Below are 24,826 nucleotides of genomic sequence, written 5' to 3'. Positions count from 1 at the left end.
GGCATCCTACGGGCGGTCCGACCCGCATCCACTGACTGGCGAGGAATCCTTTGTCTTCATGGTTTGAGAACCTGTCGATCCGGAGCCGAATCGTTCTGCTGATGGTCGGCGTCATGCTTCCCGTGGCAGCGCTGCTGGCGTGGTTTGCATTCGTGACTCTCCCCGGCGCCGACTGGCGAGTGGCGGCCAGTCTGCCTCAGGCCGAGGTCTTTGCGGAATACGAGCGCGCAGTGCTGCGAGCGATCGTCATCGCCGCGGGGCTGTGCCTCCTCGCGCTTGTCCTGGCGTGGCGCCTGAGCGCTGCCATCGTCAACCCCATCTCGCACCTGAAAGAGACGGCCAGCCAGATTGCTTCAGGCAAGGAAACGATTCGGGCCCAGCTCACGGGGCCGCCCGAGATCAGGGCGGTCGCACAACAACTCAATCTGATGGTCGATGCGCAGGCATTGACCGAAGCGAGACTCCGGGGAATCTTCGAATCGGCCGTCGACGCGATTCTCACGGCCAACGAGAACCAGGTCATCGTGCAAGCCAATCCTGCAGCGGCCCGGATGTTCCGTTGCACGCTGGACGAGCTGATCGGCGCGCCACTGGACCGCCTCGTTCCATCGCGATTTCGGGAGAGGTATGCACGGGATGTCGACGCATTGGGCCGCGACCCGGCCATCTCGCGTCGCATAGGGTTGAAGCGGGATGTGGCCGCATTGCGAGCGGATGGCGCCGAGTTCCCCATCGAGGCTGCGATTTCCCACGTTTCCATTGCCGGGCGTCTGCTGTACACGGTGATCCTGCGTGACATCACGGAACGCAAGCAGGCCGAGCATGCTCTCCGCGACAGCGCCTCGAAGCTTCAGGCGGCGCTGTCGAGCATGAGCGACGCGGTCTGCATCTCCGACGTCGAGGGCCGGCTCATCGAATTCAACGATGCCTTTGCATCGTTTCACGGCTTTCCGGACAAGGCCGCTTGCAGTCGCGCGATCGCAGACTACATGGACATGCTGGATGTGTTCTTGCCGAATGGCGAGCACGCGACGCGGGAGCAGTGGCCGCTTGCCAGGGCCCTGCGAGGAGAGACGGCGACCAACGTCGAATACAGCTTGCGGCGCAAGGACACCGGGGCGTCGTTGATCGGCAGCTACAGCTTCGCGCCCATTTGCTCGGAGAGCGGAACGATCGCAGGCGCCGTTGTCGCGGCACGCAATGTGACCGCGATCAGGGAAGTGCAGGCCGACCTTGCGTCTTCGCATTTCGCCCTGCAACGGCTCATCGCTTCGCGGGACCAGGTGCAGGAAGAAGAACGCAAGCGTATTGCGCGCGAACTGCACGACGACCTGCAGCAAACCTTGTCTGCGATCCGCATGGATCTGCACTTCATCAGCGCTCGCTTTGGCGACGAGGCGCCGGAATTGCCGCCGCTGGTTGCCGGGGTCGATCGCCTTGCCGAGCGGGCAGTCGCTTCGACGCGGCGGATCGTGAACGACCTGCGCCCTCCCATGCTCGAAGACCTCGGCCTGGTGCCGGCGCTGGAGGCGATGGCAGGCCAATTCACTCAACAGACGGGAATCGCATGCGAGGTGAACACACCCGGGGAAGATGCTTTCAACGAATGGGTGGAAGCGCCGTCAGTCGCCCTCTGTTTGTACCGCGTCGCCCAGGAGGCGCTCAACAACGTGGCCAAGCATTCGCACGCCAGCGAGGTGCACATCCGCCTTGCGATGGCGACCGAAAACTCGATCTCGCTCCAGGTCAAGGACAACGGCCGCGGCATGGCCGCTTCAGATATGCGCAAGCACGAGTCTTTCGGGATTCTGGGCATCCGGGAACGGATTCGTGCCAACGGCGGGATCATGCGCATCGACAGCGGGCCGCAAGGAGGCACCGTGCTCGACGTGCTCGTCCCGCGCGCCGGAACGCCGGGGTTGGCCGGCCCACAGGCCGCACCGGGGCAATTGGCCGACAAAGGGGAGGGCGGAGCGTCCCGCGCGGAATTCGATGATGCCCATGCGTTGCCAAGACTGTTGAGCCGAGCCACCGACAAGACACTGCAGGATGTGATCGACGCCATCGCGGGCAGTGTCGCGGTCATGGACCGGCGCGGCACGATCCGGTTCGTCAATCGCGCGTGGACCGAATTCGTCGACCACAACGGAATGCCCGGACCCGGGTCGGTCGGCCCGGGCGTGAACTACCTGGAAGCATGTCGAAGCAGTTCGCTCAAGGACGAACCGACGCGGAAAGTTCTTCGAGGGCTCGAAGGCGTGATCGACGAGGGCCGGACGACGTTCACCTGCGAATACCCCTGTCACTCGCCCGACGAGTTGCGCTGGTTCCGGATGCACGTCACGTCGATGGCCAATGGGGACGTGATGATCGCCCACTTCTGGATCAACGAGCCGTGAGCTCGTCCGCGCTCGCATCAGTGCCCTGTGCCTTGGCAATCACGGCTCGGCGAACCAGTCCGATGTGTTCGCGCAGCGTATAGGCCTCGCTTGCATAGCTCAATGGGGCGCGGATCCGCGCAGCAGCCTGCTCGATCCGGACCAGGTCGCCGAGCCATTGCGCGACGGGCAAGTTGCCGGTGCGCGTTGCGACATCGCGCTCGAGCAGTGCCAACTCTCCGTACCAGCGATAGATGCGCGACCGCGCTCGCCAGCGGAACAGCCGCGGCAGGAGATTGGTCAGCGGAACGATCACGAACACCACGGGCACCAGCAGCACGATCAGGCGTTCGAGGTAGGCCGCGAGGGTGAACGGAAGGTAACGGTGAAGCACGCTGGGCCCGAAGCGGTGATGGCGACTCGCATCGGTCGACACCGGCAGGTCCACCATCGAAGTGTTCGGAAACTCGTCGTCCGCTTCGAAGAATCCCTGGTTCCCATGCAGTTCGCGCGCGGCTTCGAGGAGCAGGTTGATGATCGCCGGCGACAAACCATCACGCGAAACCAGCATCGCCTTGGTGCCGATCATCTTCACCTCCTGCTCCGGAATGTGCAGTGCGAGATCGATCGTTCCCGGTGGCAAGGTCAACTTGGTGATGTAGGAGAACCTGCGCTGATAGGCCTCTGCCCGTGCAAGGCTCAGCAGTTTCAGATCCGGATCGTGCAAGGCCTGCCAGATTGCCGGGAACTGCGCGGGTCCGACCAGGAATGCGGCGTCGACCTGTCCCGCCTGCAGCGCGCGCAGGGCCTCCAGATTGACCAGGGGCATCAGCTCGGAATTCAGGCTGGTGATGTTGTTGGCCGCGAGCAGCGGTTCCATGAAAGCGCGAACGCCGCTGCCCGGTGAACCCACGGCGAGCCGCCTGTGGCGAAGCTCGTCGAAGTGCTCGTGGACGACGGTGTCGCGATAGAAGATCCACAGCGGTTCGTAGTACAGGGCGGCCAGCATGACCAGCGTCTCGCGCTCGTTCGGGCGCACCACGCCGCCCTGGACGAAGGCCACATCCACGCCGGAATGGGGATCGCGCAGCAAGCGCTCGTTCTCGTCCGCGCCGCCCGTCATGCGCTCCTCGACCGTCACACCGTCGCGTGCCAGGATTTCCTTGTAGCGCTGCGCGTACTGGTGGTACATGCCGTCGCCCAGGCCGGACGCGAGGACGATGTGGCGCGGAATGGCGCTTTGCAGGAGCCAGGCGCCCAGAAAGGCAAGGGCAATGCTCGCCACCGCAATCAGCGTCCAGCGCAGTTGTTCGTGTCGAGCTCCGACAGGGAGATCACCGAGTCGCATACAGATGCAGCATCCTGCCACCCGCTGATTGCTCCACTCTTGAGAGTTGTCAAGTCAAAGAAGAAGCAGCGAAGGAAAATTCCTACATCGTCTACTTTCGAGGGCGGACCGATGACAACGACCAACAAGCCTGATCTGGTACTCGAAACACGACTGTCCAGGAAGCTGATGGATGTCTTCATCCGGGCTGGACTGGTCCTGGCCCTGACGCTGCTGTGTTTCAAGATCTTCTCGCCCTTCATCACGATGATGGCGTGGGCGCTGATCCTGGCGGTGACGATCTATCCGGGCCATCAGGCGCTGGCCGCCAAGCTGGGCGGCAAACAGGGATTGGCGGCCACCTTGCTGGTGCTGGGCGGCATTGCGCTGATCGTGGCGCCCACGGCGGTGGTGTTCGGCTCGATGGGCGATTCGGTCCATGCGACTGTGGAGAAGGTGAAAGACAACAAGTTCGAAGTTCCTGCGCCACCGGCGCGCGTGGCCGACTTGCCAATCGTTGGCCCGAAGTTGCATGGTTGGTGGTCGTTGGCGCATACGGACATGCCAGCGGTCATTCAGAGGATGCAGCCGCAACTCGGCGAACTGGCCGCCAAGGCGCTCGGGATGGTGGCAAGCATTGGCGGAACAATTCTGCTTTTCATGGCCTCGTTCATCATCGCGGGCATCATCATGGCCTTCGGGGAGTCGGGTGCCGAAGCCGCGGAGTCCATCCTCGGGCGCATCGTCGGCAGCCGACGAGGCGAGGAATTCGCCGCGCTGGCCACCGCGACCATTCGCGCAGTGGCCTTGGGCGTGGTTGGCGTGGCCTTCATCCAGGCCATGGCCGTGGGCATCATCATGATCCTTGCCGAGATTCCCTTCGCCGGCGTTCTGGCCGTGATCGTGCTGGTGCTGGGCGTCGCGCAGGTGCCGGCACTGCTGGTCACTATTCCGGTCATCGCCTACGTCTGGTTGAGCAAGGACTACGAGACCGTGCCGGCAGTCGCCAACACGGTGCTTCTGGTGGTCGCCGGCATGCTCGACAACGTGCTGAAGCCGCTCTTGCTGGGCCGGGGCGTGGATGCGCCCATGCCGGTGGTCCTGATCGGTGCCCTGGGCGGCTTGGCGGGCGCCGGCATCCTGGGCATGTTTCTCGGTGCCACCGCGCTGAGCCTGGGTTATCAGATCCTGATGCGGTGGGTGGCGACCGATCCGAACGTCGTGGCGGAGAGCGACTTGCCGACTGCATCTTGACCCGGCGCGCGCGATGCCTTCGAAGGGATCGAGGGTGCGAATCATGGCGTTGGCCGGCGCCGCCGCGATGCTCGGTGGATGCACCACGGTGGGCCTGAACGGAGGAATCACACCATGCTGATCAATCTCTCGATCGGGCTGCCGACCATCCTGCTGTGCCTGGTGCTGCAGGCGACCGTCACGTTCTGGAGCGTTCGCTACTACATCAATCAGTCGAATCGGAAGGCGGTCATTGCAGGACCATTCGTTCAAATTCGTTCGCTGCTGGTCGCGATGATCGTGCTGATTCTGGGCAACTTCGTCCAGATCATGATCTGGGGAACGCTGTTCATGGTGCTGGGCGAGTTCGACGAGTTGTACGAGGCCGTCTACCACTCCGCAGTGAACTTCAGTTCGCTGGGCTACGGCGATGTGGTGATGACCAAGCCCTGGAAGCTGCTGGGTCCGCTGGAGGCTGCGAACGGCGTTTTGATGTTCGGCCTGACGGGCGCCGCGCTGATGGCGATCCTGCAGCAGATGATCAGGGCTCAAGCCGAAAAGGCGGGCCACAGTATTTGAGCAACCGATGGAGGCGACAGCATGAAGAGCTTCACGATCCTGGCACGCGCGGCGAGTTTCGCTGCGGCGTTGGCTTTGTCGGGCTGTGCGTACTACGGCTATCCCGTTCCCGTGTCGACGTCGGCCCCGGCCAGCTTCGACCGATCGTTCGCTGCGGCGTCCGGTGCCATGCGCGACCAAGGCCTCGCGATCAGCGTCGAGGACCGCGGCAGCGGCACCATCGTCGGCCGCATCGGTGCCGGCACCGTGACCGCCAGCGTGCGTCAGCAGGCGGACGGCAGCGTGCGTGTGCAATTCGACGCCACGGGTCCACGCGATCCGGGTCTGATCGATCGCGTTTCTCGGAGCTATGACAGTCGGATGGGGCGCTGAGAGTCGATTTGCCCAGCCTCCTTGCGGACTCTTTAAAATAATACAATGTATATTATGTAAAATGACTGACGCAAGTTCCGAAAGCCAGCTTCCAGAATCTGCAGATCCTTCCCTCCCGGCTCTCTCTGTCCTGTCACCGAACCCGCGTGTTTCCCTTTCAGGCAAACACCTTGCATGATGTAGCGCCGTCCTCATCGGAGAAAAAATGACCGATCCATCCGTCATCAAGCTTGGCCAACTGTCCGTTCGCTATCTGGTGGACGGATCGCATTCCGACACCATGGGCATGTTCGAACTCACGGTGCCGCCGAACTCCAACGTGCCACCGCCGCACAGCCACACGAAGAACGACGAGTGCGTCTACGTTCTCGAAGGAACCCTGCGGTATTCGGTCGGGACCGAGGTCCGGGACCTCACACCTGGTGAATCCATGTTCAGCCCTAAAGGAAGCGTCCACCAGTTCTCGAATCCCTTCGCGGCTGACGCTCGGGCGCTGATCGTGCAGTCACCGGATATCGGCGCGCAGTACTTTCGGGACGTGGCAGCGGTCGCCAATGCCGGCAAAGGACCGCCGGACAAGAATGCGCTGATTTCCGTCATGGTGCGCTACGGCCTGGTTCCGGCTGCGCCCGCCGGCGCCCAGCAACCGGTGCGCAATGCCTGAATTCACGCTGCTGAACGCTGCGATCGCGACCTGCGTGGCAGCAGGCGTCATGACGGTTGGATTTGCGGCGCGGGCGACGCGCTGGGGAACACCCCTCTTGATGGCCGGCATCATCGGCCTGCTCGCGGTCATCGGGTACGGTATCGTGGATTTGGTGAGTTTCTGACCGATTCCAGCCAAAGTAGCAGCGTTGTCGTGATCCAGCCAGCCAATGACCAGAGGACGACGGCCAGCAAGATCGAGACCAGAAGCAACTGCGACTCGACAAGGTCATAGGGGATCAGCCTTGCGGTCGACGCGCCGCTCTGCACCGTCACAGGCGTCGGCAAGAGAAGCGGCACGCCGAACAGGGCGAGTGCAAGGCCCGCCCCCACCATGAAGGCACGCCTGAAAAACCGCTGATAGCGCCTGCGCTGTCTGTGCACAATCTCTGGCGCGTCCATGATGCTGCTCCTTGCCCGTGGGGGCGATACGCCGAAGTTTTCACTTTGGCCGTAGCGGCGAACCGCTGTGTGTAAGACACGAACTCACAACATCGTGCGTAAATCCGACGCTGTGCATCGCCCGCATGCGCTCAGCAGGTCGACGGTCGACTGCTCGATGTCCAACGCCGGCACTTCGATGGTCACCGTCAGCGGGCCGGGCGCACCAAACTCCTCCGCACCGAAGTCGAGTTTTCCGAGAACGTGGACGCCGCCGCTGATCGTCTGGCCGTCGTGGCGGTAGAAGATCGTGACGTCGGGTCCGGGCGCCCAGCAAATCATGTCGCCGACCTCGTAGGCCTGGTCAGTGCGCGTGCCCCTGCCCGAGATCGCACTGGGCAGCGGACCGAATTTCTCTCTCTTGAAGAGATCGTGCATCGTGATCGTCAGCGGCAGCATGGCAACGAATTCCTCCGCCGTCTTGTTGTCCGCCAAGGTGGCCGGGATCACCCTGCCGTTCAGTTTCAGATGGATTTTCATGATTGACCTCTCGGAATGGAGCCCATCAATGGACGAACGCCCCCTGCGGCGTGCCGCATTGCGGCGCCACTGACATTTGCGGTTGGATTTGCGGCCTTGGCCGCTTGCCGTCGTCAGCTGCTCACGCGACCCAGCTGAAGCTCGCGCAGGCGCTTGACATCGCGCGCTGGCGGCAAGCCGAAGAAGCGGCTGTATTCGCGGTTGAACTGCGACTGGCTCTCGTAGCCCACGCGGTGCCCTGCCGTGGCGGCATCGACGTCTTCGCTGATCATGATCCGTCGCGATTCCTGCAGGCGCAGCTGCTTCTGGAATTGCAGCGGGCTCATCGCGGTGACGGCCTTGAAATGCTGGTGCAGCGAAGACACGCTCATGTGGACCTCGTCCGCGAGATCCTCGACACGAAGCGGCTCCTGGAAGCGTCGCGAGAGCACGCCGATCGCCTGGGCGATGCGCTGGCTGTGGCCGTCGACGACGGCCATCTGGGCCAGTCGCCAGCCGTCGGGCGACCTCATCAGGCGGTACAGGATCTCCCGCGTGATCAGCGGCGCCAGCGCCGGAATGTCTTCAGGCGTATCCAGCAACTTGGTCAGCCGCAGCACGGGATCCAGCAGCGTCGTGGACAGCTCGCCGGTGAAGATGCCGCGCTGCGACGCCCGCTTCGGAAGGGTTTCGCCGAGCTTCATTTCCAGCGCGAGTGCGGCGATGTCCTTGACGTCGAAGCTCAGTCGCAGGCCCAGGTAGGGCGCCTCCGGCGACGCGTCGATCACCTGCCCGGCCACGGGCAGGTTCTGCGCCACCACCAGGTACTGGCTGCTGTCATAGACATAGACCTCGTCGCCCAGCAGAACCCGCTTGCTGCCTTGTGCCAGCACGCAAAAGGCCGGTTCGTGGATGGCGTGCACTGGATGCTGCACGCTCGATGCCCGCCCCAGCATCAGGCGCGGTATAGGCGTTTGATGGCCGCCGTCAGTGACCGTGATGCGGTCGATCATGGCGGCGAGTTCGGCCCTCATCACGGTGGTTTGCAGCTGATCGACAGGCCGATCGCTGCGCAGTGCGTTGTGGGTGGATGTCAGCATGGATCGGAGCTTAGGTATCTTGCCGACGCTTGTCTCCACCCAGGCGAGTCAACCGGAGGATCGTGCAAACATCTTCAACAATCCTGCAAGGCGCTCGCGTTTGCACGGCGCGAAACAACTCGAGTGGCCATGGCATCACGCCCAGGAGGGGCTTGCATTGCAGCACCTCCCGGCGACAGACTGCACATCCCTCCGGAGGATTCCCATGGCCACTCCCAGCGCACTCCAAGCCACCGTGGCAGCGATCGCCCAGAAAGGCAAAGGCATTCTTGCGGCCGACGAAAGCGGCCCGACGATTGCCAAGCGTTTCAAGACGATCGCCGTGGAATCGACAGAGGAAAATCGGCGCGCCTATCGCAGCCTGCTGCTGTCGACGCCGGGCCTCGGCCAGTACGTCAGCGGCGTCATCCTCTACGAGGAAACGCTGACTCAGCGCTCGGACGATGGCGAACCGCTGCCGCAACTGGCCGCGCGGCAAGGGATCGTGCCGGGCATCAAGGTCGACGCGGGAAAGATCCCGCTCGCGCTGGCACCGGGTGACGAGATCACGCAAGGCCTCGATGGGCTCGCCGAGCGCCTCGAGGGCTACAAGCAGCACGGCGCGCGATTTGCCAAGTGGCGCGCCGTCTACAACGTTTCCGACACCCTGCCCGGCCAGGCGGCAATCGCGGCCAACGCCGAATCGCTGGCGCGCTACGCGGCCGTCTGCCAGGAACACGACGTGGTGCCGATCGTGGAACCCGAGGTGCTGATCGACGGTGACCACACCCTTGCGCGCTGCGCCGAGGTCACGCAGGCTGTTCTGCACGAAGTCTTTCGTGCCCTCGATCGCCATCGTGTGGTGCTCGAACACATGCTTCTCAAGCCGAGCATGGTGGTGCCAGGCAAGACCCACGCCCTGCAAGCAACGCCCGAGGAAGTGGCAACGCAGACGATCGGCGTGCTGCGGCGCGCTGTGCCGGCTGCCGTCCCGAGCATCAACTTCCTCTCGGGCGGACAGTCGCCCGCCGAGGCCACGGCCAATCTGGATGCGCTGAATCGGTTAGGCGCGCAACCGTGGTTTCTGAGCTTTTCATATGGACGCGCGCTCCAGGATCCCGCGCTGCAGGCCTGGCAAGGCCGCCCTGCCAATGTGCGCCAGGCACAGGAAGCATTGCTCAAGCGCGCACGCCTGAACGCCGCCGCAAGCCAAGGCGCGTACAGCGCGGCCATGGAAGATGCCGCCGGATAACCTCGCGCGTTGCGATTTACCAAGACATGTCTTAGCATCCGAAAACTACGACACGTCTTGGTACTTCGCATGAGCCGATCCGACCCCCCACCCGATTCAGCGCATTGCGCGATCCGTCTTCGCGGAGCCGTCACCCTTTTGTCCCGCCGATTGCGCCCCGCGCCGCAGCAAGGCGGAATCAGCGTGGCGAAGCTCAGTGCGATCGGGCAGCTCTACCGCGCCGGTCCTTCGACGCCCACCGAACTCGCTGCACGTGAAGGCGTGAAGCTCCAGTCCCTGACACGGCTGCTGGCGGAACTCGAAGACGACGGATGGATTGCGCGCAAGGCCCATGCGTCCGACGGTCGACAGTCGCTCCTGAGCCTCACGCGGCTGGGCTCGAAGCGGCTCGCCGCCGCGGTCCATGCCGGCGAAGCCTCGCTCGCGAAGGTCATTGAAGCCACGCTCGGCGAACGCGAACGCGCGGTGCTGCTGCAAGCCTGCACGTTGATCGAAGGTATTTCGGAGGCGTTGGCCGCCGATGCACAGGTCGATGCGCGATCATGAGCTGGTTTTCCATGGATGCCGAGAAGCGGCATCACGGCCTGCAGCTGGCCTCAGCGGTCGTTCTCGCCTATTTCATTTCGATGGTGGTGGGGCTGCCCGAGCACTTCTGGGCGGTCATGAGCACGCTGATCGTGATGCGGCCCAATTCCGCGTCGACCTTCGATGCCGGCTGGGATCGCGCCCGGGGGACTTTGATCGGCGTCGCGGGCGGGCTGCTCGGCGTCTACCTGCAACATATGGGCAGCAATGTCCTCGCGACGACGCTCACGATCATCGTGCTGCTGTCTTTTGCCAGCGCCGCGAGCCCGGCTTTGCGAAGCGCTCCGATCGCTGCGTTGATCATCCTGGCGGCCGGCGGACTCCCTGGCCATTCGGCATTGCAGGTCGCCGTGTTGCGGGTGGTCCAGATCCTCATCGGCGTCGGCGTCGCGATGGGCGTGGCCATCGTCTCGTCGAGATACCGCGCTGGCGACCGCCTTCGGGCGGGGTGCGCTGCCCTTCTCCAACGCATGGCCCGTCCCCTGCAAGATCCGGACGCACGAAGCGCGCGCGACGAATCCGACGCCGAGAAAACAGGCGCCGCAGTTCGCAGCGCGTTGGATCGCCTGACGACGCTCGCCGGAAGCGCAGACCGCGCACCGCGTGTCTTCAAGCGCACCGAGGCCGCCGGTGGTGAGCGACATCACAGGAACATTGCCGGACTGACGAGCCGGATCGTGCAGGACATCTCGCTGCTCAACCGTGTACTGCGCGTTACCGGTGAACGGCAACCCCTGCGTTGCGGTCGCGAAGCCGCACTGGCCGCAAGCGCCGGCCTTGCGAGCGTCGCCGATGTCCTCGCCGGACGTGGCCAGCCGGACCTGGCCGCGCTGCGCGCCGCTACCCGTGCGGGCGGCGAAGATGCGCCGGATGCCCTCCTCGCCGCCCCACTCCGCCTGCTCCTCGAAGATCTGCAACGTCTCGTGCGCGTGATCGAGCGGCCGCAGACCTGAACATCGGTCGGCGGAGTTGTGCCGCGATTCTGTGGATAACACTGTGTGAAGTGGCGGGAGTCACCCGCAGGTGGCGTGTATCCACGCGGGTTCCGGCCGCATTGCCTCCGGAATAGGCAACGGGAAGGCAGCGCGTCGCTAAGCTACGCTGACCCGCCGATTCCCGTCAAATCCCTATCAGAATTCCTGCCATGTCCAGCCCGCTGCCCGTACTTTCTCTTCTCGAAACCCGTGTGCTCGGCGTGCTCGCCGAAAAGCAGCGCACGGTGCCCGACAGCTATCCGCTCACCCTCAACGCCCTGGTGGCCGGCTGCAATCAGAAAACGAGCCGCAACCCGATCCTCGAGATCACGGACGCCGACGCCCAGACTGCGATCGACAGCCTCAAGAGTCTCAGCCTCGTGCAGGAGACCAGCGGCGGCCGGGTTTTTCGCTACGCGCACAACGTGGATGGCGTGCTGAGGATTCCGTCGCAGTCGATCATCCTGCTGACGGTGCTGATGCTTCGCGGACCGCAGACGGCGGGAGAACTTCGCATCGCGTCCGACCGCATGCACAACTTCGCGGACATTTCGTCGGTCGAGGCTTTTCTCGAGGAAATGGCTGAGCGGCCTGCAGGCAGTCTCGTGGTGAAGCTGCCAAGGCTGCCGGGAGCGCGGGAAAGCCGCTGGGCGCATCTGCTGAGCGGCGAACCGGCAGAAGAACTGACCAGTCCTGCGACAGCCGTCGGCGCCGGCGACATCTCGTTGAGCGAAGTGGCCGCCCTCAAGGCGCACGTGGCACGGCTGGAAGCGGAGTTGGCGGGAACAAAGGCCCTCGTGAGCCGGATTTGTTCGGAACTGGGCATCTCCGACCTACCCGACGCCTCGTGAGGCGCCGAGGGCCTTAGCGCACGTCGCGCCGCGCCAGCAGCACGTTGCCGCCGGTGGTATTGAACGAGATGGTCGGCGCACTGAAGTCACTCAACGGCGCACCCAGGCCGATTTCACCGCTGCCATGCAGCACGCATTCGTCGCGTCGCAGCGCGATCTCGCCGCTGGCGCCTGCCGTGCCATGAAAACGCACCCACGTACCGTACGTGCTGACGTCCACGAGCACGCAACTGCCATTGCGCGATTCGATGCGCGCATGGAGGCGTGAAACGCGCGGATCGTTGACGACGAACTGCGCCTCATCGACGCGGCCGAGGTGGATCGGCAACTCTTCCGCACGAAACATCGAGCGCACGTCGAGCCAGGCCAACTCGATCTGCCCGAAGGACGAATCCGCAGCCCGCGCAGGTGGAACCAGCGAGGCTGGCATCGTCAGGAATTCGGAGACCTCGTCCTGCCAGTCGACCCGGTGGACGATGGGCATCTCGTTCTTGCCGCGGATATTGATCGGCCCCAGGCTGCGATGGCGAACCTCGCCTTCGTGCAATTGCTCGATGACCGATTCGGTCGCCCAGATCTGCCCGGGGCCTGCGAGATCGCTGAGGCGCGAAGCCAGGTTGACCGCATCGCCATAGCAATCGCCGTCGACTTCCACGATCTCGCCGCTCGCGACGCCGATCTGAAGCTCCATGCGCAGCGGGGCCGGCCAGGTCTGCAACCGCTTCTGATGGTTGCGCTGCATTTCGAGCACGGCGCGCGTCGCGGTAATGCCGTTTCCGAACACGGCAAACACGCCGTCACCGAGCGACTTGACGACGCGACCACCGTGGGATTCGCAGACGCCGGCGATCCACTGGGTCAATCGCGTCACCGTCTCGGTCGCGCGTGCGTTCCCCATGGCCTCGAAGACCCTGGTGCTCCCCGTCAAGTCGGCAAATACGACAGTGGAATCGGCGCCCATGTTGTGCAGTTTTTGGTAGCTCTCGCTTTCGGATTATGGCAAAGGAGCAAAAAAACACTGCCTTCCAGAGCCAAATCGCTCGACTTCGCGGCAAACGTGTTGCTTTTTCATTTCGACACGCCGAATGCAAAACGTTTCACTTAACAAAGTAACACTTTGGTATCCGTTATTAGACCGGAACTTGAAGTGATTCGTGAAGTATGTTGTTTTTAAACATGAAATGTTGTTTCCATACTTGTGTGATGACCGGGCCAGCCGTAACGTACCCACCCATCAAGGCTTCCGGCACCCGCCTTCATTCCATGGCCCCCTTCCGCAGGTTCTTCCGCTTTCTGTCTCTTCCAGGCTTCGGCTCGCGCCGTGCCACGGATCGCCAGATGGGCCGGATTCGCACAGCCATGCTGTCGCTGCTGCAGGTTCACGGTGGGCATTCCGTGCAACGCGTTGCGCAGCGCGTGCGCTTCGCAGGCGATCTCGAAGCGCTTTGGTACCTGCGTCAGGATGTGCTGACGGCGCTGAGCGCTGTGGACGGTGAAGTCGCCGCGCGACGCCAGATGCGCCAGATCAATCGCCTGTTCAAGGGCGGCCTTCCGCACGCGATGGGTCCGAGGACCCACCAGCGCATCATCACCTGATCGAAAGCCGCTGCTTCGGCCTCGGACAGGCCCGCACCCTGCTTTCTCCCGGCTCTCTCAGTGCGCGTGATCGTGCGCGTGCCGATGCCCCCAGACCATGAAGACATCCCGCCCATCGGCCGCAAGTTCCACCTTGGCGCCGACAGGCAGCAGAACCTTGGTCGGCACGTGACCAAAGGGTAGTCCCGTCAGCACCGGGACCTTGATCAACTCCCGCAGGCGCGCTGTCACGGCCTGCATGCCGAAGCCGCGGTCGTGCGGCACCTTCCGGATCCCCGTGAACTGACCCAGGATCACTGCCTTCTGGCGCGCGAGAACGCCCGCATGTCGCAGTTGGTCGAGCATGCGTTCGACACGATACGGGTGCTCGTTGACGTCCTCGAGGAACAGCACGCCCTTGTCGATCGTCGGGAAGTAAGGCGTACCGAGCAGGCTCGTCAGCACGCAGAGATTGCCGCCCCACAGGACTGCGCCATGGATGCCGCGAATGGGCCCCAGGCCGGTGAAATCGCGCGCCGGCATCCGCCAGCCGGTGCCCTCACCCTGCCCGCACAGTAAATCGTCGAAGCAGGCTTCCATGATGTCGTCGGCCCCTGCTTCGGCGCCGAAGTCTTCGCCGACGGCCGGACCGGCCCAGCTCACGCTGCCGGTCTTCGCCAGCAGCGCACACTGGAACGCGGTGAAGTCGCTGAGCCCGACGAACTCGGTGCCACGATGGATGGCCTTGGCGACGGCCTTGTACGGAATGGCGTCGAGGATGCGCGTGAGGCCGTAGCCGCCGCGTGAGATGAGCGCCACGTCAGCACCGCTGGCGGCGGCGCGGGCGATGGCCGCCAGGCGTGCGGCATCGTCGCCGGCGAAACGCTGATGGCTGGCAAGGGCGGTCTCGTCGATCTCGACTTCGTGGCCCAGCGCCTGGAGCCGCTTGATGCCGCGCTTGAAAGCGGCCTTGTCGCGCACGGCGCTGGATGGCGAATAGATGTAGATGTGTTTTTTCACGGGGCGAAGTATCCCATCGCGTCCTTGACGAGTTGCGCAGCCTGCGCGGCCGAGAGGCCCGAGGCGCGCTTCGGAATGGCCCCCAGCGCCCGCAGGCCGGCCTCGTAGCCGCGATCGGGGAACGGTGCCCGCCATGCGTCGACGGCCTGCCTTCCTTCGTCGGGTGCGCGCATCAGCTTGGGGAAACGCGCCGGCGCCGCATCGACGAGAAGCGACGCCAGCGCAGACGCGCCGGCGCTATGCACGAGCGCCAGCGGCCCGGGATCAAGCCGGTCGATCCACTCGAGCAGTACATCGCGATGCCAGTCCAGCCGATGAATCGCCTCGCGCTTGGGCTTGTCGCTCTGGCCGAAGCCGATGAGATCCGGCGCCAGGACGCGTGCCTGCCTCAGTCCTGCGAGATGGCGAAAGAAATAGCTCCATTCACCGGGTCCGTGCAGGCACAGGAGCGCGAATCCCGCATCGACCGGACCCTCGTCGAGGTAGTGCATGCGCCACCCGCTCAGGCTCGGCAGCTCGCTCACGTAGTGCGGCGCGAAGGCAAAGTCGGCCAACGCGCTGAAGCGCTCGGCTGGCGTGCGCAAGGCATCGTCGCGCAACGGTTCTGCCGCTTCGCGGGCAGCGCTGCGACGATCGCGGAAGAAGGCTTGCAGAAGCGCCTGGCACTCGTCCGCCAGGACGCCCCCCTCGATCACCGTGTGATGGTTGAGTTGCGGCTGCACGAACAGATCAACCACTGATCCTGCGGCGCCCGTCTTGGGATCCGTTGTGCCAAACACGGCCCGCTTCAGCCTCGCGTGCAGCATGGCCCCGGCGCACATCGCGCAGGGTTCGAGCGTCACGAAAAGCTCGCAGCCATCGAGGCGGTAGTTCCCGAGCACCTCCCCTGCGGCCCGCAGCGCGTTGATCTCTGCATGCGCACTGGGGTCGTGCATCGCGACCGGCGCATTGCGTCCGCTCGCGACAAGCACACCGTCTTTCACCACCACTGCGCCGACCGGCACTTCGCCGGATTCACCGGCCCGCCGCGCCTCGGCCAGCGCCAATGCCATCCAGTGCGCGTCAGTTGTCATCCGGCATGGGACGCGGCTTCTGCGCCGCCTCGATGGATTGCTTGATCTGCTGCTGAATCTGCTGGCTCTGGGCGCGAACATCGCCTGCCGGTGCAGCACCCGTTACCGCCACGCCGGGCGGCAGCACCGGCGCAGTGACCACGTTCAGTTGCTTCTTGACGAGCACCCCTACGACGACCAGCGCCAACAGAAGTCCGATGAGCCCGATAGCGCGCATCTCAGATCTCCTCGGCCCTGACCGCATCGGTCACGTTCATGCCGAGGCGCTTCATCCATCCCGCGAGCGCCTGCTCGTCCGACGAACCCACGCTGTACTGCGCGTACATGGCGGGATGCGACTCCTTGCGGTGCTGATTGAGCTTGAGCTTGCACTGGAGCGTCGTCACGCGCAGTTCGAAGCCGACGATGCCGTTAAGCATCTTGTTCTGGAACTCTTCGCCGAGGTCGCGCCACTGCTGTGCGTATGCCGGTTCGTGCTGGCCGATCAGACGCTTGAGCAGCGCATCTTTTTCGACTGGTGCTTCGATCAGGCTGGCTTCGACCGTGCAATGCACGGCGAGGTAGTTCCAGGTCGGGACGCGGGCGAGATCGGGGTAGACCGAAGGCGACATGTACGCGTGCGGCCCGAGAAAGGTCACCGCCGCCTTGGGCCTGTCCCGAAGATAGCGCCAGTGCGGATTGGGCTTGGCGCAGTGCCCGAGCAGCGCCAGTTCGCCGGACGCCCTTTCATCCGCCACCAGTGGCAGATGAGTGACGTATGGCAGGCTTTCGTCATCGGTCGAAATCAGGCTGGCGAAGGGATGCGCGCGCATCAGTTCCAAAGCGATGGCGCGGTCGGTGCCATTGAATTGCGGAGGCATGTACATGGGGCGGCCCTGCGAAAAGAATCGCCCCGATTGTCCCCGAGCCGCCTTGTTTGCGGCGCCCGCCCTGCCCCTTTTCGATACTCAGCCCAGTTGACCCTTGACCTTTTCGAGCGCCGCGTTCGCGCATTGCTCGTCGAGGTGACCGCCCGGCGCGCCGCCCACACCTACTGCGCCGATCACTTCGTTGCCCGACTTCACCGGCACGCCGCCGCCGAGCAGCAGGAAGCCGGGGATGTTCACCAGGTTGGCCGCGCCCGGGTTCTTCTGCGCGTTTTCCATCATTGCGAGCGTCGGCGACTTGGCCGATGCCGAAGTCCATGCCTTGCGTTCGCTGGCGCCCAGCGTATGGGCGCCGGCGTTGTCGGCACGCTGCACGGCGCGCACGGTGCCTGCGCGGTCCACCACCGTCGCCGCCACGGCATAACCGTTGGCGGCGCAGGCTGCGACGCTGGCGGCGGCGATCTGGTTGGCGAGGTCGAGCGACATGTTCTTTTCGGCCCGGACGGCCGGGCTCGGCGCCTGGCTTTGTGCCTGTGCGGTCACGGCGGCGGCAAGAAGGACGGCGAGGCTGCCGAGGCGAAGGGTTGAATGCATGAGGATCTCCGAATGGGTTTGATGGGGTCGCGCCGGCACTTCGCCGACCGCACCGCCACTGTAGAAATCGCGCGGCGGGAACACCATTCGTACGGCTACGCGCAGTGCTCCGTAGAACTACGGAGCTTCGCCATCGACGAGCGACGCGTAGCGGCGGATCAACCGAGCCAGCGAATCGCATTCGAGCTTGGCGAACAGGTTGGCCCGGTGCGATTCGACCGTGCGTGGCGACAGCGCGAGGGTGCGCGCGATCTCCTTGTTGGTCAGTCCTGCCACGATGTAGCCGAGCACCTCGCGCTCGCGTTCGGAAAGCTGTGCGCAGCGGTCGCGTGCGGCCTGGTCGGCCTGCGTGCGCTCGCGCGAGTTGACGTGCCGGCGCACCGCCTGCTGCAGGGCTTCGAGCAACTGCTCGTCGTCCACGGGCTTTTCAAGAAACTCCGCCGCGCCGGACTTGAATGCGCGCCGGCACATCTCCACCGTGCCGTGGCCGGTGAGCATGATGACGGGTTGGTCGACGCCCTGTGCGATGAGCGTGTCCAGCACGGCCAGCCCGCTGATGCCCGGCATGCGGACGTCGAGCACGATCGCGCCGACGCTGCCGCGGTCGAAGCCGTCGATGAATTCCTGCGGGTCCGCCCAGGTCTGCGCGCGCAGGCCGACGGTTCCGATCAGCAGCGCCAGGCTTTCCCGCACGGCGAGGTCGTCGTCGATCAAGTGAATCAGCGGGGACTGCGGCTCGTTCATGCGGTGTGCTCCGGGGATGCGGCGGCCAGCGGCAATCGCAGCGTGAAGCGGGCGCCGCGTGGCGACTCGTGCTCGGCGGCGAGCGATCCGCCCATGCCGACGGCCAGCGACTCGCAGAGGCTCAGCCCGAGGCCGAGGCCGCCTTCGCGCGTGCTGAAGAACGGTTCGAAGATGTGCGGCAACGCGTCGGGCGCGAAGCCGCGACCGTTGTCGGTGACGGTCAGCACACCCACTGCGCCTTCGCGCCCGATCGCGAGCCGCAGGCGTCGCTCGCCTGACGGCGCTTCGTCCAGCGCTTGCAGGGCGTTCATCAGGAGGTTGTGGATGATCTGTTCGAGCGCGATCGGGTCGACTTGCACGATGACGGGCGCATGGGCCGTATCGTCGACCGCTGGCACAACCGAACGTCCCTCGAATTCCGGCGCCAGCAGATGGAGCACGCTGCGCAGCGCCTCCTGCAAAGGCACGGGCCGTGTGTCGGCGTGGCGTTCGGGCCGCTCGATCACGCGGCGCAGGCGACCCACCACATCGGCGGCTCGCCGCGCCTGTTCCGCTGCCTGCTTCATCGCCGTTCGCGCGGTCGCGAGTTCCGGCGGATCGTCATCGAGGAGCCGCCGGGCGGCCTGCGTGTTGGCCAGCATCGCCGTCAGAGGCTGATTCAGCTCGTGCGCCATGCCGGCGGCGAGTTCGCCCAGCGCGTTGAGCCTCGCGACCTGTCCCAGCCGCAAGAGATCTTCGGCGCGCTGCCGTGCGATCCGCTGGCGCCGAAACATGGCAGCGCCGCCGAGCACGAGTCCCACCGCCAGCGCCCACCCACTCATCGCGCCCCAAGGCAGTTCCGTCCACGACACCCGGCGCTCCGCCACGAGATCGAAGGCCTGGCTCTCCGAAGCCAGCACCTTGCGGAAGCCGAAGTGCCAGCCGCCGCCGGGTAGGGTTTCCGCCCCCGGCTGGACCACGAACTGCTGCCCTTCCCTTTCAAGCGTGACGCGGACCGGGCTGGTCTTCGGGTCCATCGGCCAGTCTCGCCATGGCACCGTCGTTGCGAGGTCGATGTCGATCACATAGCTGGTCGGGAGCGCACCGATCACCAGGCTGTAGCGACCGCCGGGAAAATCGTCCGCAACGAATTCGGGACGCCGCAATTCAAGCGAGCGGGCTGCCGCATCGGCGAGGCGGGGGTCGGACCAAGGCGCGTCGGCCTCGTGGCGCTGAACGCCAAGGATCGACGGATAGACAGACGGCAATCGCCGCTCGGGCTGACTCCCGCCGGGCACGGTTTCCAGCAGCGCGAGCGTCGCGAGTACCGCGTCGTACTGCACCACCTGCTGGCTCATCAGCCGGTGCGCGATGCGCCCGTTGACCTCGAAATCCTCGTGCAACTGCTGGATTTCGGCACGCGCAATCCAGGCCGCGCCGGCGCCGGTGACCAGCAGCCAGGCGAGCCACCAGCCACCCCGGGTGCGTAACCATTGCCTCATGGCGCGGATTGTGCCCGCGCTGTCCGCGAAAATCGGCAGCCATGAGTGTTTGCAGATTTCCGGCGGCCACCCTTGTCCTCTTTGTCGTGGCCGGCATTACGGGCTGTTCGACCGCCGTTCAGCAATCGGTTGCCGAAGCGCGTGTCGAATCACTGATCGGCCGGATGACGGTGGAAGAAAAGGTGGGCCAGCTGAGTCTTTACGCCCCGGCCGGTGTGGACATCGTCGCCAATCCTCAGGCTGCGAAGCAGAGCGTCGACCAGCAACTGACCGACATCCGCGCGGGGCGCGTGACCGGACTCTTCAATGACGAAGGCCTGGAAGGCAAGCGGCGCGCACAACAGGTGGCCGTCAACGAATCGCGGCTCGGCATCCCGCTGATCTTCGGCGCGGACATCATCCATGGCTTTCGCACGGTGTTTCCGGTGCCGCTGGCCGAAGCCGCCAGTTGGGAACCGGCGCTGGCTGAGCGCACGGCACGCGCTTCGGCGGAAGAAGCCAGTGCCGACGGCTTCCGGTGGACGTTTGCGCCGATGGTCGACATCGCGCGCGACGCCCGTTGGGGCCGCGGGGTCGAAGGCGCAGGCGAAGACGTCTACCTGGGCCGCCAGTTCGCCGCCTCGCGTGTGCGTGGCTTCCAGGGCCCCGATCTGTCGCGCGCGGATGCGATGCTCGCGACGCCCAAGCATTTCGCCGGCTATGGCGCCGCCGAAGGCGGGCTGGACTACAACACGGTCGACCTGTCGGACCGGACCCTGCGCGAGGTCTATCTGCCGCCGTTTCGCGCCGCGATCGACGCCGGCGCGCTGTCGATCATGAGCGCCTTCAACGAGATCGGCGGCATTCCGTCGAACGCCAATCCCGCGTTGCTTACCGGGGTGCTGCGCAAGGAGTGGCACTTCCAGGGCTTCGTCGTCTCCGACTACACCGCCGACGAAGAACTCATCGCGCATGGCTTCGCCGCGAATGGCCGTGAAGCGGCGCGGCGCGCATTCCTCGCCGGGACCGATGTCAGCATGCAGAGCGGGCTCTACATGAAGTACCTCCCCACCCTTGTCGCGGCCGGCGAGGTGCCGATGTCGCGGCTCGACGACGCGGTTCGGCGCGTCCTGCATGTCAAGACCAAGCTCGGGCTCTTCGACCAACCCTTCAGGGGCCTCGACGACAGCCAAGACGGTCCTCGCTTCGATGTGGGTGCGCATCAGGTGCTGGCGCGCGAGGCGGCGGCCCGCTCCATCGTGCTTCTCAAGAACGACGGTGATCTTCTGCCGCTGCCGAAGTCGGGCAAGAAGATTGCGCTGATCGGCCCCTTCACCGGTACGTCGGACCTGTTCGGGCCTTGGCGCATCTTTCCCGGCCAGACGCCGCCTGTCGGCATCGAGGACGCGCTGCGCGGCCGACTGTCGCCGCCCGAATCGCTGACTGTGGTGCGCGGTTCGGATGTCGACGCGCCGATCGATGGCGGCATCGCCGCGGCGGTGGCCGCAGCGAAAGACGCCGACATCGTGGTGCTGTCGATCGGCGAGAACGAACAGATGTCGGGCGAATCGCGTTCGCGTTCCGACATCGAGATTCCGAAGGCGCAGCAGGATCTCGCCGACGCGATCGCCGCGACCGGCAAGCCGGTGGTCATCCTGCTGCGCAACGGACGGGCCCTCGCGCTCAAGGGCGGCGTGCGCGGGGCGAACGCGATCGTCGTCACATGGTTCCTGGGTTCGCAGACGGGGCCGGCCATCGCCGACGTGCTCTTCGGCGACGTCAACCCATCGGGCCGGCTGCCTGTCAGCTTTCCGCAGATGCCGGGCCAGGTGCCCTACTACTACAGCCACAAGCGCACGGGCAGGCCGCAGCTTCCGGACGCGCCCTCACAGATGTACAAGGCGCGCTACCTCGACGCAACCAACGATGCGCTCTACCCCTTCGGCTACGGGCTGGGCTATGCGCGAGTGCGCTACGACGCGCTTGAACTCAAGTCCGGGCGAATGGAATGGAACGGCAAGCTGGATGTTCGCGCACGGGTCACCAATACCGGCGCGCGTGACGCCGAGGAAGTGGTGCAGCTCTACATCGGCGCCAGGGCCGCGAGCGTGACGCGGCCGGTGCGCGAGCTGAAGGGCTTCCGGAAGCTGCGCATCAAGCCGGGCCAGACGGTCGATGTGGACTTCACCTTGTCCCGCGCCGACCTGATGTTCATCGGGCAGGACCTGAAGCCGACCGTCGAGTCCGGTTCGTTCGACCTGTGGGTCGGCCCGTCGGCGACGCAGGGCATCAAGAGCAGTTTCGTGCTGGCTCCGGAACCGGAATCGGAATCGGGGTGAAGGGCTGATGCAGGAATCTCTTTTCGACGACCTGAGCGAGCCGGACGACGAGCCGGCACCCTCGCCGTCACTTGCTCCCGCTGCCGGGAAGCGTGCTGGCAAGCGCACGGCAAAGGTCCAGGCGGTTTCACCCGATCCGTTGCTCCAGGCGCTCGCGGCAGATCTTCCGCCGGGCCTGCGCCTGGGCACATCGTCCTGGTCCTTCCCGGGATGGAAGGACACAGTCTGGGACGGCGACTACGAACCATCCGTCCTGTCCAAACACGGCCTCGCGGCCTATGTCCAGCATCCGCTGTTTCGCGCGGTGAGCATCGACCGCAGCTTCTACAAGCCTTTGTCCGCCAGCCAGTTCTCGGTCTATGCGGCGCAGGTGCCGGAGGATTTCCGCTTCGTCGTGAAGGCGCCGAGCCTCGTCGCCGATGCCGTGGTGCGCGGCGAGGATGGGCGCGGTATGGAGCCCAATCCGGCCTTTCTGGACCCGATGCTCGCTGCGATGGAATTCGTCCAGCCGGCGCTCGATGGCCTGGGCGCCAAGCTGGGCGCGCTGGTGTTCCAGCTCAGTCCCCTGCCCGGCCCGATGCTGGGCCGGCTCCCTGAAATCCTCGACCGGCTCGGCGCGATGTTGAAGGCGATGCCGCCCCTGCGCCCTATCGCTCCCGACGCCGTGATCGCGGTCGAAGTGCGCAATCCGGAGTTCCTGACGCCTGCCTTCTGCGATGTGCTCCGGGAAGCAGGCGCGACTTACTGCCTCGGTCTTCACTCCAAGATGCCGCCCATCGAGGATCAGCTTCCGCTGCTGCGCGCCCTCTGGCCCGGACCGCTCGTGTGCCGATGGAACCTCCACCGGCGACACGGCGCCTATGGCTACGAAGAAGCCAAGACGCTGTACGAGCCGTTCGACAAGCTGGTCGACCTCGATCCCGAGACCCGGACCACCCTGGCGCGGGTGATCCACGGAACCACGAGCGCAGGCCATCGCGCCTACGTCACCATCAGCAACGAGGCCGAGGGCTCGGCGCCGCTGACCGTGCAAGCCCTGGCCGAGGCAGTGCGGCAATTGCGGCGCTGAAGGCGTCGGCTCAGACAAGGCCGCCGTTGACGCGCAGCGTCTGGCCGTTCACCCAACCGCCGGGAGCCGCCAGTTGAGCGACCGCGGTTGCGATGTCATCCGGCGTACCGAGCCGTTCCAGCGGCGCAGCCTTGGCGAGGCGCTCGACCGCTTCGGGCGTCTTGCCGTCGAGGAACAATGCGGTGGCCGTGGGTCCCGGCGCAACGGCGTTGACGGTGATGTTCCGTCCGCGCAATTCCTTGGCGAGGATGTTGGTCATGACCTCGATCGCGCCCTTGGTCGCCGCGTACACCGCATAGCCGGGCAAGGCCAGGCCGATCACACTGGTCGAGAAGTTCACGATACGGCCACCCGATTGAAGGCGGCTCGCGGCCTCGCGCAGGGTGTTGAAACTGCCCTTGACGTTCACAGCGAACAAGCGATCGAAGGTCTGGTCGTCCGTGTCCGCGAGATGCGGCAAGGCGGGCGGCATGATCCCCGCGTTGTTCACGAGCACGTCCACGCGGCCATAGGCGAGCAGCGCTTCGTCGAAGAGGCGGCGGGCGGCAGCCGGGTCGGCCACATCGGCCTGCACGGCCTTTGCCTCGCCGCCGGCGGCTGCGATGGTTTCCACCACCTTCGCGGCTTCCTTGGCGTTGCCGGCGTAGTTGACGATGACCTTGTAGCCATCCTTGGCAAGACGGGTTGCGATAGCGGCGCCGATGCCACGCGATGCGCCGGTGACGATGGCGACCTGTGAAGCGTTATTCATGACGGATTCCCATGGGTTGGGTTGACGTTGGTTGAGGGCTGATTTCGCCGCTCATTGCCGAGTCGGTGAATGAATTGTTCTGTCTATCGCCTTTCAGATAAATGCGTTAGATTTGCCTTCACTGTTCAATCAGAACAAACAATTGAGGGCTTTCAGATGGACCGTTTCGAAGCCATGCGAGTCTTCGTGCGCATCGTCGACCAGCGCAGCTTCACCAAGGCCGCGGACGAGCTTCAGCTGCCGCGCGCGACGGTCACGCACACCATCCAGCAGCTTGAAAGACGTCTCGGTGTTCGCCTGCTGCACCGGACCACGCGGCAAGTCAGCGCCACGCTGGACGGCGAGGCGTATTACCAGCGCTGCCAGCAACTGTTGGCCGATCTCGAGGAAACGGAGGCCGCCTTCACCCAATCGGCGGCGAAGCCGAAGGGCAAGTTGCGCGTCGACCTGCAAGGCACCCTCGCCCGGTATTTCCTGCTGCCACACATCGGCGATTTCTTCGACAAGTACCCCGACATCGAGCTGGAGATCGGCCTCGGCGACCGTTTGGTCGACCTGGTGCGCGAGCGCATCGACTGCGTGCTGCGCGCCGGCGAGCCGCGCGAGTCAAGCATGGTGGGCCGACGCGTCGCGCTGCTTGAGCAAGTGACGTGTGCGAGCGCCGCCTACCTTGACCGCTTCGGCGAGCCCATGACGCCGGATGAATTCCGCGCCCACCGCGCAGTGAACTACGCGAACGCCAGCGGCAAGGTCCTGCCCTTCGAGTTCACCGTCGACGGAGAACGGCAGGCGATGCAGTTGCGCGGCTCGGTCACGGTGAGTCATGCGGATGCCTACGTCGCCTGTTGCGAGGCCGGGCTGGGCGTCGTGCAGCTGCCACGCTACCACGTGCAGGAACTGCTGGCGTCTGGTGCGCTGCGCGAGGTGCTCACGGAATTCAGGCCTGCGCCGATGCCAGTTTCGGTGCTCTATCCACATCACAGGCAGTTGTCGGCGCGTGTGCGCGTCTTCGTGGACTGGGTGGCGGATCGGATGCGCTGAACGCTTGGATTCATTCAAATGCAACATACCAGCATTGCATTTGCAACTATGCTAGTGTC

The 24,826-nt window shown here is 64.9% G+C and carries 27 protein-coding genes; 14 read left to right on the top strand and 13 right to left on the bottom strand.

What is annotated here, in order from left to right:
• The first annotated feature begins 50 nt into the window (after positions 1-50).
• Positions 51-2,399: a PAS domain-containing sensor histidine kinase gene (locus AC1DN9_RS19390; protein ID WP_478102991.1), complete on the top strand. Its 2,349-nt coding sequence runs from the start codon at positions 51-53 to the stop codon at positions 2,397-2,399.
• On the opposite strand, the gene AC1DN9_RS19385 is transcribed toward AC1DN9_RS19390, so the two are convergent.
• Complete coding sequence (locus AC1DN9_RS19385; protein WP_478102990.1) at positions 2,386-3,726, bottom strand: TAXI family TRAP transporter solute-binding subunit; 1,341 nt, start codon at positions 3,724-3,726, stop codon at positions 2,386-2,388. The genes AC1DN9_RS19390 and AC1DN9_RS19385 overlap by 14 nt on opposite strands.
• A gap of 111 nt (positions 3,727-3,837) precedes the next feature.
• Between AC1DN9_RS19385 and AC1DN9_RS19380 the strand changes: the two genes are divergently transcribed.
• The 5 genes from AC1DN9_RS19380 (at position 3,838) to AC1DN9_RS19360 (ending at position 6,719) form a co-directional block, all read left to right on the top strand.
• The gene (locus AC1DN9_RS19380) at positions 3,838-4,959 is read left to right on the top strand and encodes an AI-2E family transporter (RefSeq protein ID WP_478102989.1); all 1,122 of its coding nucleotides are present in this window, start codon (positions 3,838-3,840) and stop codon (positions 4,957-4,959) included.
• 114 nt (positions 4,960-5,073) lie between these two features.
• Positions 5,074-5,517 carry an ion channel gene (locus AC1DN9_RS19375; protein WP_478102988.1) on the top strand — a complete coding sequence of 148 codons (444 nt, stop codon included), beginning with the start codon at positions 5,074-5,076 and terminating at the stop codon, positions 5,515-5,517.
• A gap of 21 nt (positions 5,518-5,538) precedes the next feature.
• The gene (locus AC1DN9_RS19370) at positions 5,539-5,889 is read left to right on the top strand and encodes a hypothetical protein (RefSeq protein WP_478102986.1); all 351 of its coding nucleotides are present in this window, start codon (positions 5,539-5,541) and stop codon (positions 5,887-5,889) included.
• Positions 5,890-6,094: 205 nt separating this feature from the next.
• Positions 6,095-6,553: a cupin domain-containing protein gene (locus AC1DN9_RS19365; protein ID WP_478102985.1), complete on the top strand. Its 459-nt coding sequence runs from the start codon at positions 6,095-6,097 to the stop codon at positions 6,551-6,553.
• On the top strand, positions 6,546-6,719 hold the full coding sequence (locus AC1DN9_RS19360) for a hypothetical protein (protein ID WP_478102984.1): 174 nt from the start codon (positions 6,546-6,548) through the stop codon (positions 6,717-6,719). The genes AC1DN9_RS19365 and AC1DN9_RS19360 overlap by 8 nt, the downstream gene beginning before the upstream one ends.
• Here the strand turns inward: AC1DN9_RS19360 and AC1DN9_RS19355 are convergent.
• The 3 genes from AC1DN9_RS19355 to AC1DN9_RS19345 all read right to left on the bottom strand — a co-directional run bounded on the left by AC1DN9_RS19355 (position 6,682) and on the right by AC1DN9_RS19345 (position 8,594).
• Positions 6,682-6,996: a hypothetical protein gene (locus AC1DN9_RS19355; protein WP_478102982.1), complete on the bottom strand. Its 315-nt coding sequence runs from the start codon at positions 6,994-6,996 to the stop codon at positions 6,682-6,684. The genes AC1DN9_RS19360 and AC1DN9_RS19355 overlap by 38 nt on opposite strands.
• An 84-nt stretch (positions 6,997-7,080) precedes the next feature.
• A complete protein-coding gene (locus tag AC1DN9_RS19350) occupies positions 7,081-7,515 on the bottom strand; it encodes a cyclophilin-like fold protein (protein ID WP_478102981.1) in 435 nt (144 codons plus the stop codon).
• 113 nt (positions 7,516-7,628) lie between these two features.
• Complete coding sequence (locus AC1DN9_RS19345) at positions 7,629-8,594, bottom strand: AraC family transcriptional regulator (RefSeq protein WP_478102980.1); 966 nt, start codon at positions 8,592-8,594, stop codon at positions 7,629-7,631.
• Between the two features lie 205 nt (positions 8,595-8,799).
• On the opposite strand from AC1DN9_RS19345, the gene AC1DN9_RS19340 reads away from it, so the two are divergent.
• From AC1DN9_RS19340 to AC1DN9_RS19325, 4 genes are all read left to right on the top strand, one after another.
• On the top strand, positions 8,800-9,825 hold the full coding sequence (locus AC1DN9_RS19340) for a class I fructose-bisphosphate aldolase (protein WP_478102978.1): 1,026 nt from the start codon (positions 8,800-8,802) through the stop codon (positions 9,823-9,825).
• Between the two features lie 183 nt (positions 9,826-10,008).
• The gene (locus AC1DN9_RS19335; protein WP_478102977.1) at positions 10,009-10,371 is read left to right on the top strand and encodes a MarR family transcriptional regulator; all 363 of its coding nucleotides are present in this window, start codon (positions 10,009-10,011) and stop codon (positions 10,369-10,371) included.
• Positions 10,368-11,363, top strand: coding sequence for an FUSC family protein (locus AC1DN9_RS19330; protein ID WP_478102976.1), 996 nt, complete (start codon positions 10,368-10,370; stop codon positions 11,361-11,363). The genes AC1DN9_RS19335 and AC1DN9_RS19330 overlap by 4 nt, the downstream gene beginning before the upstream one ends.
• A gap of 191 nt (positions 11,364-11,554) precedes the next feature.
• On the top strand, positions 11,555-12,235 hold the full coding sequence (locus AC1DN9_RS19325; protein ID WP_478102975.1) for a YceH family protein: 681 nt from the start codon (positions 11,555-11,557) through the stop codon (positions 12,233-12,235).
• 13 nt (positions 12,236-12,248) lie between these two features.
• Here the strand turns inward: AC1DN9_RS19325 and AC1DN9_RS19320 are convergent, their stop codons facing one another.
• Complete coding sequence (locus AC1DN9_RS19320; protein WP_478102974.1) at positions 12,249-13,196, bottom strand: adenylate/guanylate cyclase domain-containing protein; 948 nt, start codon at positions 13,194-13,196, stop codon at positions 12,249-12,251.
• Between the two features lie 302 nt (positions 13,197-13,498).
• Between AC1DN9_RS19320 and AC1DN9_RS19315 the strand changes: the two genes are divergently transcribed.
• Positions 13,499-13,831 carry a hypothetical protein gene (locus AC1DN9_RS19315; RefSeq protein ID WP_478102973.1) on the top strand — a complete coding sequence of 111 codons (333 nt, stop codon included), beginning with the start codon at positions 13,499-13,501 and terminating at the stop codon, positions 13,829-13,831.
• Between the two features lie 57 nt (positions 13,832-13,888).
• On the opposite strand, the gene AC1DN9_RS19310 is transcribed toward AC1DN9_RS19315, so the two are convergent.
• The 7 genes from AC1DN9_RS19310 to AC1DN9_RS19280 all read right to left on the bottom strand — a co-directional run bounded on the left by AC1DN9_RS19310 (position 13,889) and on the right by AC1DN9_RS19280 (position 19,588).
• Positions 13,889-14,830, bottom strand: a complete 942-nt coding sequence (locus AC1DN9_RS19310; protein WP_478102972.1) for an LD-carboxypeptidase — start codon at positions 14,828-14,830, stop codon at positions 13,889-13,891.
• Positions 14,827-15,903: a tRNA adenosine(34) deaminase TadA gene (tadA, locus tag AC1DN9_RS19305; RefSeq protein WP_478102970.1), complete on the bottom strand. Its 1,077-nt coding sequence runs from the start codon at positions 15,901-15,903 to the stop codon at positions 14,827-14,829. Before tadA ends, AC1DN9_RS19310 begins: the two co-directional genes overlap by 4 nt.
• Positions 15,893-16,120 carry a hypothetical protein gene (locus AC1DN9_RS19300; RefSeq protein ID WP_478102969.1) on the bottom strand — a complete coding sequence of 76 codons (228 nt, stop codon included), beginning with the start codon at positions 16,118-16,120 and terminating at the stop codon, positions 15,893-15,895. The genes tadA and AC1DN9_RS19300 overlap by 11 nt, the downstream gene beginning before the upstream one ends.
• A gap of 1 nt (position 16,121) precedes the next feature.
• The gene (locus tag AC1DN9_RS19295) at positions 16,122-16,769 is read right to left on the bottom strand and encodes an FMN-binding negative transcriptional regulator (protein WP_478102968.1); all 648 of its coding nucleotides are present in this window, start codon (positions 16,767-16,769) and stop codon (positions 16,122-16,124) included.
• Between the two features lie 81 nt (positions 16,770-16,850).
• Positions 16,851-17,363: a GlcG/HbpS family heme-binding protein gene (locus tag AC1DN9_RS19290; protein WP_478102966.1), complete on the bottom strand. Its 513-nt coding sequence runs from the start codon at positions 17,361-17,363 to the stop codon at positions 16,851-16,853.
• A 117-nt stretch (positions 17,364-17,480) separates the two neighbouring features.
• Entirely contained in the window at positions 17,481-18,107 is a 627-nt protein-coding gene (locus AC1DN9_RS19285) for a response regulator transcription factor (protein WP_478102965.1), read from the bottom strand.
• Positions 18,104-19,588 carry a sensor histidine kinase gene (locus AC1DN9_RS19280; RefSeq protein ID WP_478102964.1) on the bottom strand — a complete coding sequence of 495 codons (1,485 nt, stop codon included), beginning with the start codon at positions 19,586-19,588 and terminating at the stop codon, positions 18,104-18,106. The genes AC1DN9_RS19285 and AC1DN9_RS19280 overlap by 4 nt, the downstream gene beginning before the upstream one ends.
• 41 nt (positions 19,589-19,629) lie before the next feature.
• Between AC1DN9_RS19280 and AC1DN9_RS19275 the strand changes: the two genes are divergently transcribed.
• Together AC1DN9_RS19275 and AC1DN9_RS19270 are read left to right on the top strand one after the other, a co-directional pair.
• Complete coding sequence (locus AC1DN9_RS19275; protein ID WP_478102962.1) at positions 19,630-21,906, top strand: glycoside hydrolase family 3 N-terminal domain-containing protein; 2,277 nt, start codon at positions 19,630-19,632, stop codon at positions 21,904-21,906.
• Positions 21,907-21,913: 7 nt separating this feature from the next.
• Complete coding sequence (locus AC1DN9_RS19270) at positions 21,914-22,975, top strand: DUF72 domain-containing protein (protein WP_478102960.1); 1,062 nt, start codon at positions 21,914-21,916, stop codon at positions 22,973-22,975.
• Between the two features lie 10 nt (positions 22,976-22,985).
• Here the strand turns inward: AC1DN9_RS19270 and AC1DN9_RS19265 are convergent, their stop codons facing one another.
• Entirely contained in the window at positions 22,986-23,726 is a 741-nt protein-coding gene (locus tag AC1DN9_RS19265; RefSeq protein ID WP_478102959.1) for an SDR family oxidoreductase, read from the bottom strand.
• 156 nt (positions 23,727-23,882) lie between these two features.
• On the opposite strand from AC1DN9_RS19265, the gene AC1DN9_RS19260 reads away from it, so the two are divergent.
• Positions 23,883-24,767: a LysR family transcriptional regulator gene (locus AC1DN9_RS19260; RefSeq protein WP_478102958.1), complete on the top strand. Its 885-nt coding sequence runs from the start codon at positions 23,883-23,885 to the stop codon at positions 24,765-24,767.
• The last annotated feature ends 59 nt before the right edge of the window (positions 24,768-24,826 follow it).

The sequence above is a fragment of the Variovorax sp. 05L425 genome, from assembly GCF_056397705.1.
Note: the sequence above shows the minus strand (reverse complement) of the source record. Positions and strands in the feature narration are given on the sequence as shown.

What these genes read in the sequence shown, in the direction of transcription:
- AC1DN9_RS19385 (WP_478102990.1), bottom strand. Translation starts at nt 3,726, where the DNA reads ATGCGACTCGGTGATCTCCCTGTCGGAGCTCGACACGAACAACTGCGC.
- AC1DN9_RS19380 (WP_478102989.1), top strand. Translation starts at nt 3,838, where the DNA reads ATGACAACGACCAACAAGCCTGATCTGGTACTCGAAACACGACTGTCC.
- AC1DN9_RS19375 (WP_478102988.1), top strand. Translation starts at nt 5,074, where the DNA reads ATGCTGATCAATCTCTCGATCGGGCTGCCGACCATCCTGCTGTGCCTG.
- AC1DN9_RS19370 (WP_478102986.1), top strand. Translation starts at nt 5,539, where the DNA reads ATGAAGAGCTTCACGATCCTGGCACGCGCGGCGAGTTTCGCTGCGGCG.
- AC1DN9_RS19365 (WP_478102985.1), top strand. Translation starts at nt 6,095, where the DNA reads ATGACCGATCCATCCGTCATCAAGCTTGGCCAACTGTCCGTTCGCTAT.
- AC1DN9_RS19360 (WP_478102984.1), top strand. Translation starts at nt 6,546, where the DNA reads ATGCCTGAATTCACGCTGCTGAACGCTGCGATCGCGACCTGCGTGGCA.
- AC1DN9_RS19355 (WP_478102982.1), bottom strand. Translation starts at nt 6,996, where the DNA reads ATGGACGCGCCAGAGATTGTGCACAGACAGCGCAGGCGCTATCAGCGG.
- AC1DN9_RS19350 (WP_478102981.1), bottom strand. Translation starts at nt 7,515, where the DNA reads ATGAAAATCCATCTGAAACTGAACGGCAGGGTGATCCCGGCCACCTTG.
- AC1DN9_RS19345 (WP_478102980.1), bottom strand. Translation starts at nt 8,594, where the DNA reads ATGCTGACATCCACCCACAACGCACTGCGCAGCGATCGGCCTGTCGAT.
- AC1DN9_RS19340 (WP_478102978.1), top strand. Translation starts at nt 8,800, where the DNA reads ATGGCCACTCCCAGCGCACTCCAAGCCACCGTGGCAGCGATCGCCCAG.
- AC1DN9_RS19330 (WP_478102976.1), top strand. Translation starts at nt 10,368, where the DNA reads ATGAGCTGGTTTTCCATGGATGCCGAGAAGCGGCATCACGGCCTGCAG.
- AC1DN9_RS19325 (WP_478102975.1), top strand. Translation starts at nt 11,555, where the DNA reads ATGTCCAGCCCGCTGCCCGTACTTTCTCTTCTCGAAACCCGTGTGCTC.
- AC1DN9_RS19320 (WP_478102974.1), bottom strand. Translation starts at nt 13,196, where the DNA reads ATGGGCGCCGATTCCACTGTCGTATTTGCCGACTTGACGGGGAGCACC.
- AC1DN9_RS19315 (WP_478102973.1), top strand. Translation starts at nt 13,499, where the DNA reads ATGGCCCCCTTCCGCAGGTTCTTCCGCTTTCTGTCTCTTCCAGGCTTC.
- tadA (WP_478102970.1), bottom strand. Translation starts at nt 15,903, where the DNA reads ATGACAACTGACGCGCACTGGATGGCATTGGCGCTGGCCGAGGCGCGG.
- AC1DN9_RS19300 (WP_478102969.1), bottom strand. Translation starts at nt 16,120, where the DNA reads ATGCGCGCTATCGGGCTCATCGGACTTCTGTTGGCGCTGGTCGTCGTA.
- AC1DN9_RS19295 (WP_478102968.1), bottom strand. Translation starts at nt 16,769, where the DNA reads ATGTACATGCCTCCGCAATTCAATGGCACCGACCGCGCCATCGCTTTG.
- AC1DN9_RS19290 (WP_478102966.1), bottom strand. Translation starts at nt 17,363, where the DNA reads ATGCATTCAACCCTTCGCCTCGGCAGCCTCGCCGTCCTTCTTGCCGCC.
- AC1DN9_RS19285 (WP_478102965.1), bottom strand. Translation starts at nt 18,107, where the DNA reads ATGAACGAGCCGCAGTCCCCGCTGATTCACTTGATCGACGACGACCTC.
- AC1DN9_RS19280 (WP_478102964.1), bottom strand. Translation starts at nt 19,588, where the DNA reads ATGAGGCAATGGTTACGCACCCGGGGTGGCTGGTGGCTCGCCTGGCTG.
- AC1DN9_RS19275 (WP_478102962.1), top strand. Translation starts at nt 19,630, where the DNA reads ATGAGTGTTTGCAGATTTCCGGCGGCCACCCTTGTCCTCTTTGTCGTG.
- AC1DN9_RS19270 (WP_478102960.1), top strand. Translation starts at nt 21,914, where the DNA reads ATGCAGGAATCTCTTTTCGACGACCTGAGCGAGCCGGACGACGAGCCG.
- AC1DN9_RS19265 (WP_478102959.1), bottom strand. Translation starts at nt 23,726, where the DNA reads ATGAATAACGCTTCACAGGTCGCCATCGTCACCGGCGCATCGCGTGGC.
- AC1DN9_RS19260 (WP_478102958.1), top strand. Translation starts at nt 23,883, where the DNA reads ATGGACCGTTTCGAAGCCATGCGAGTCTTCGTGCGCATCGTCGACCAG.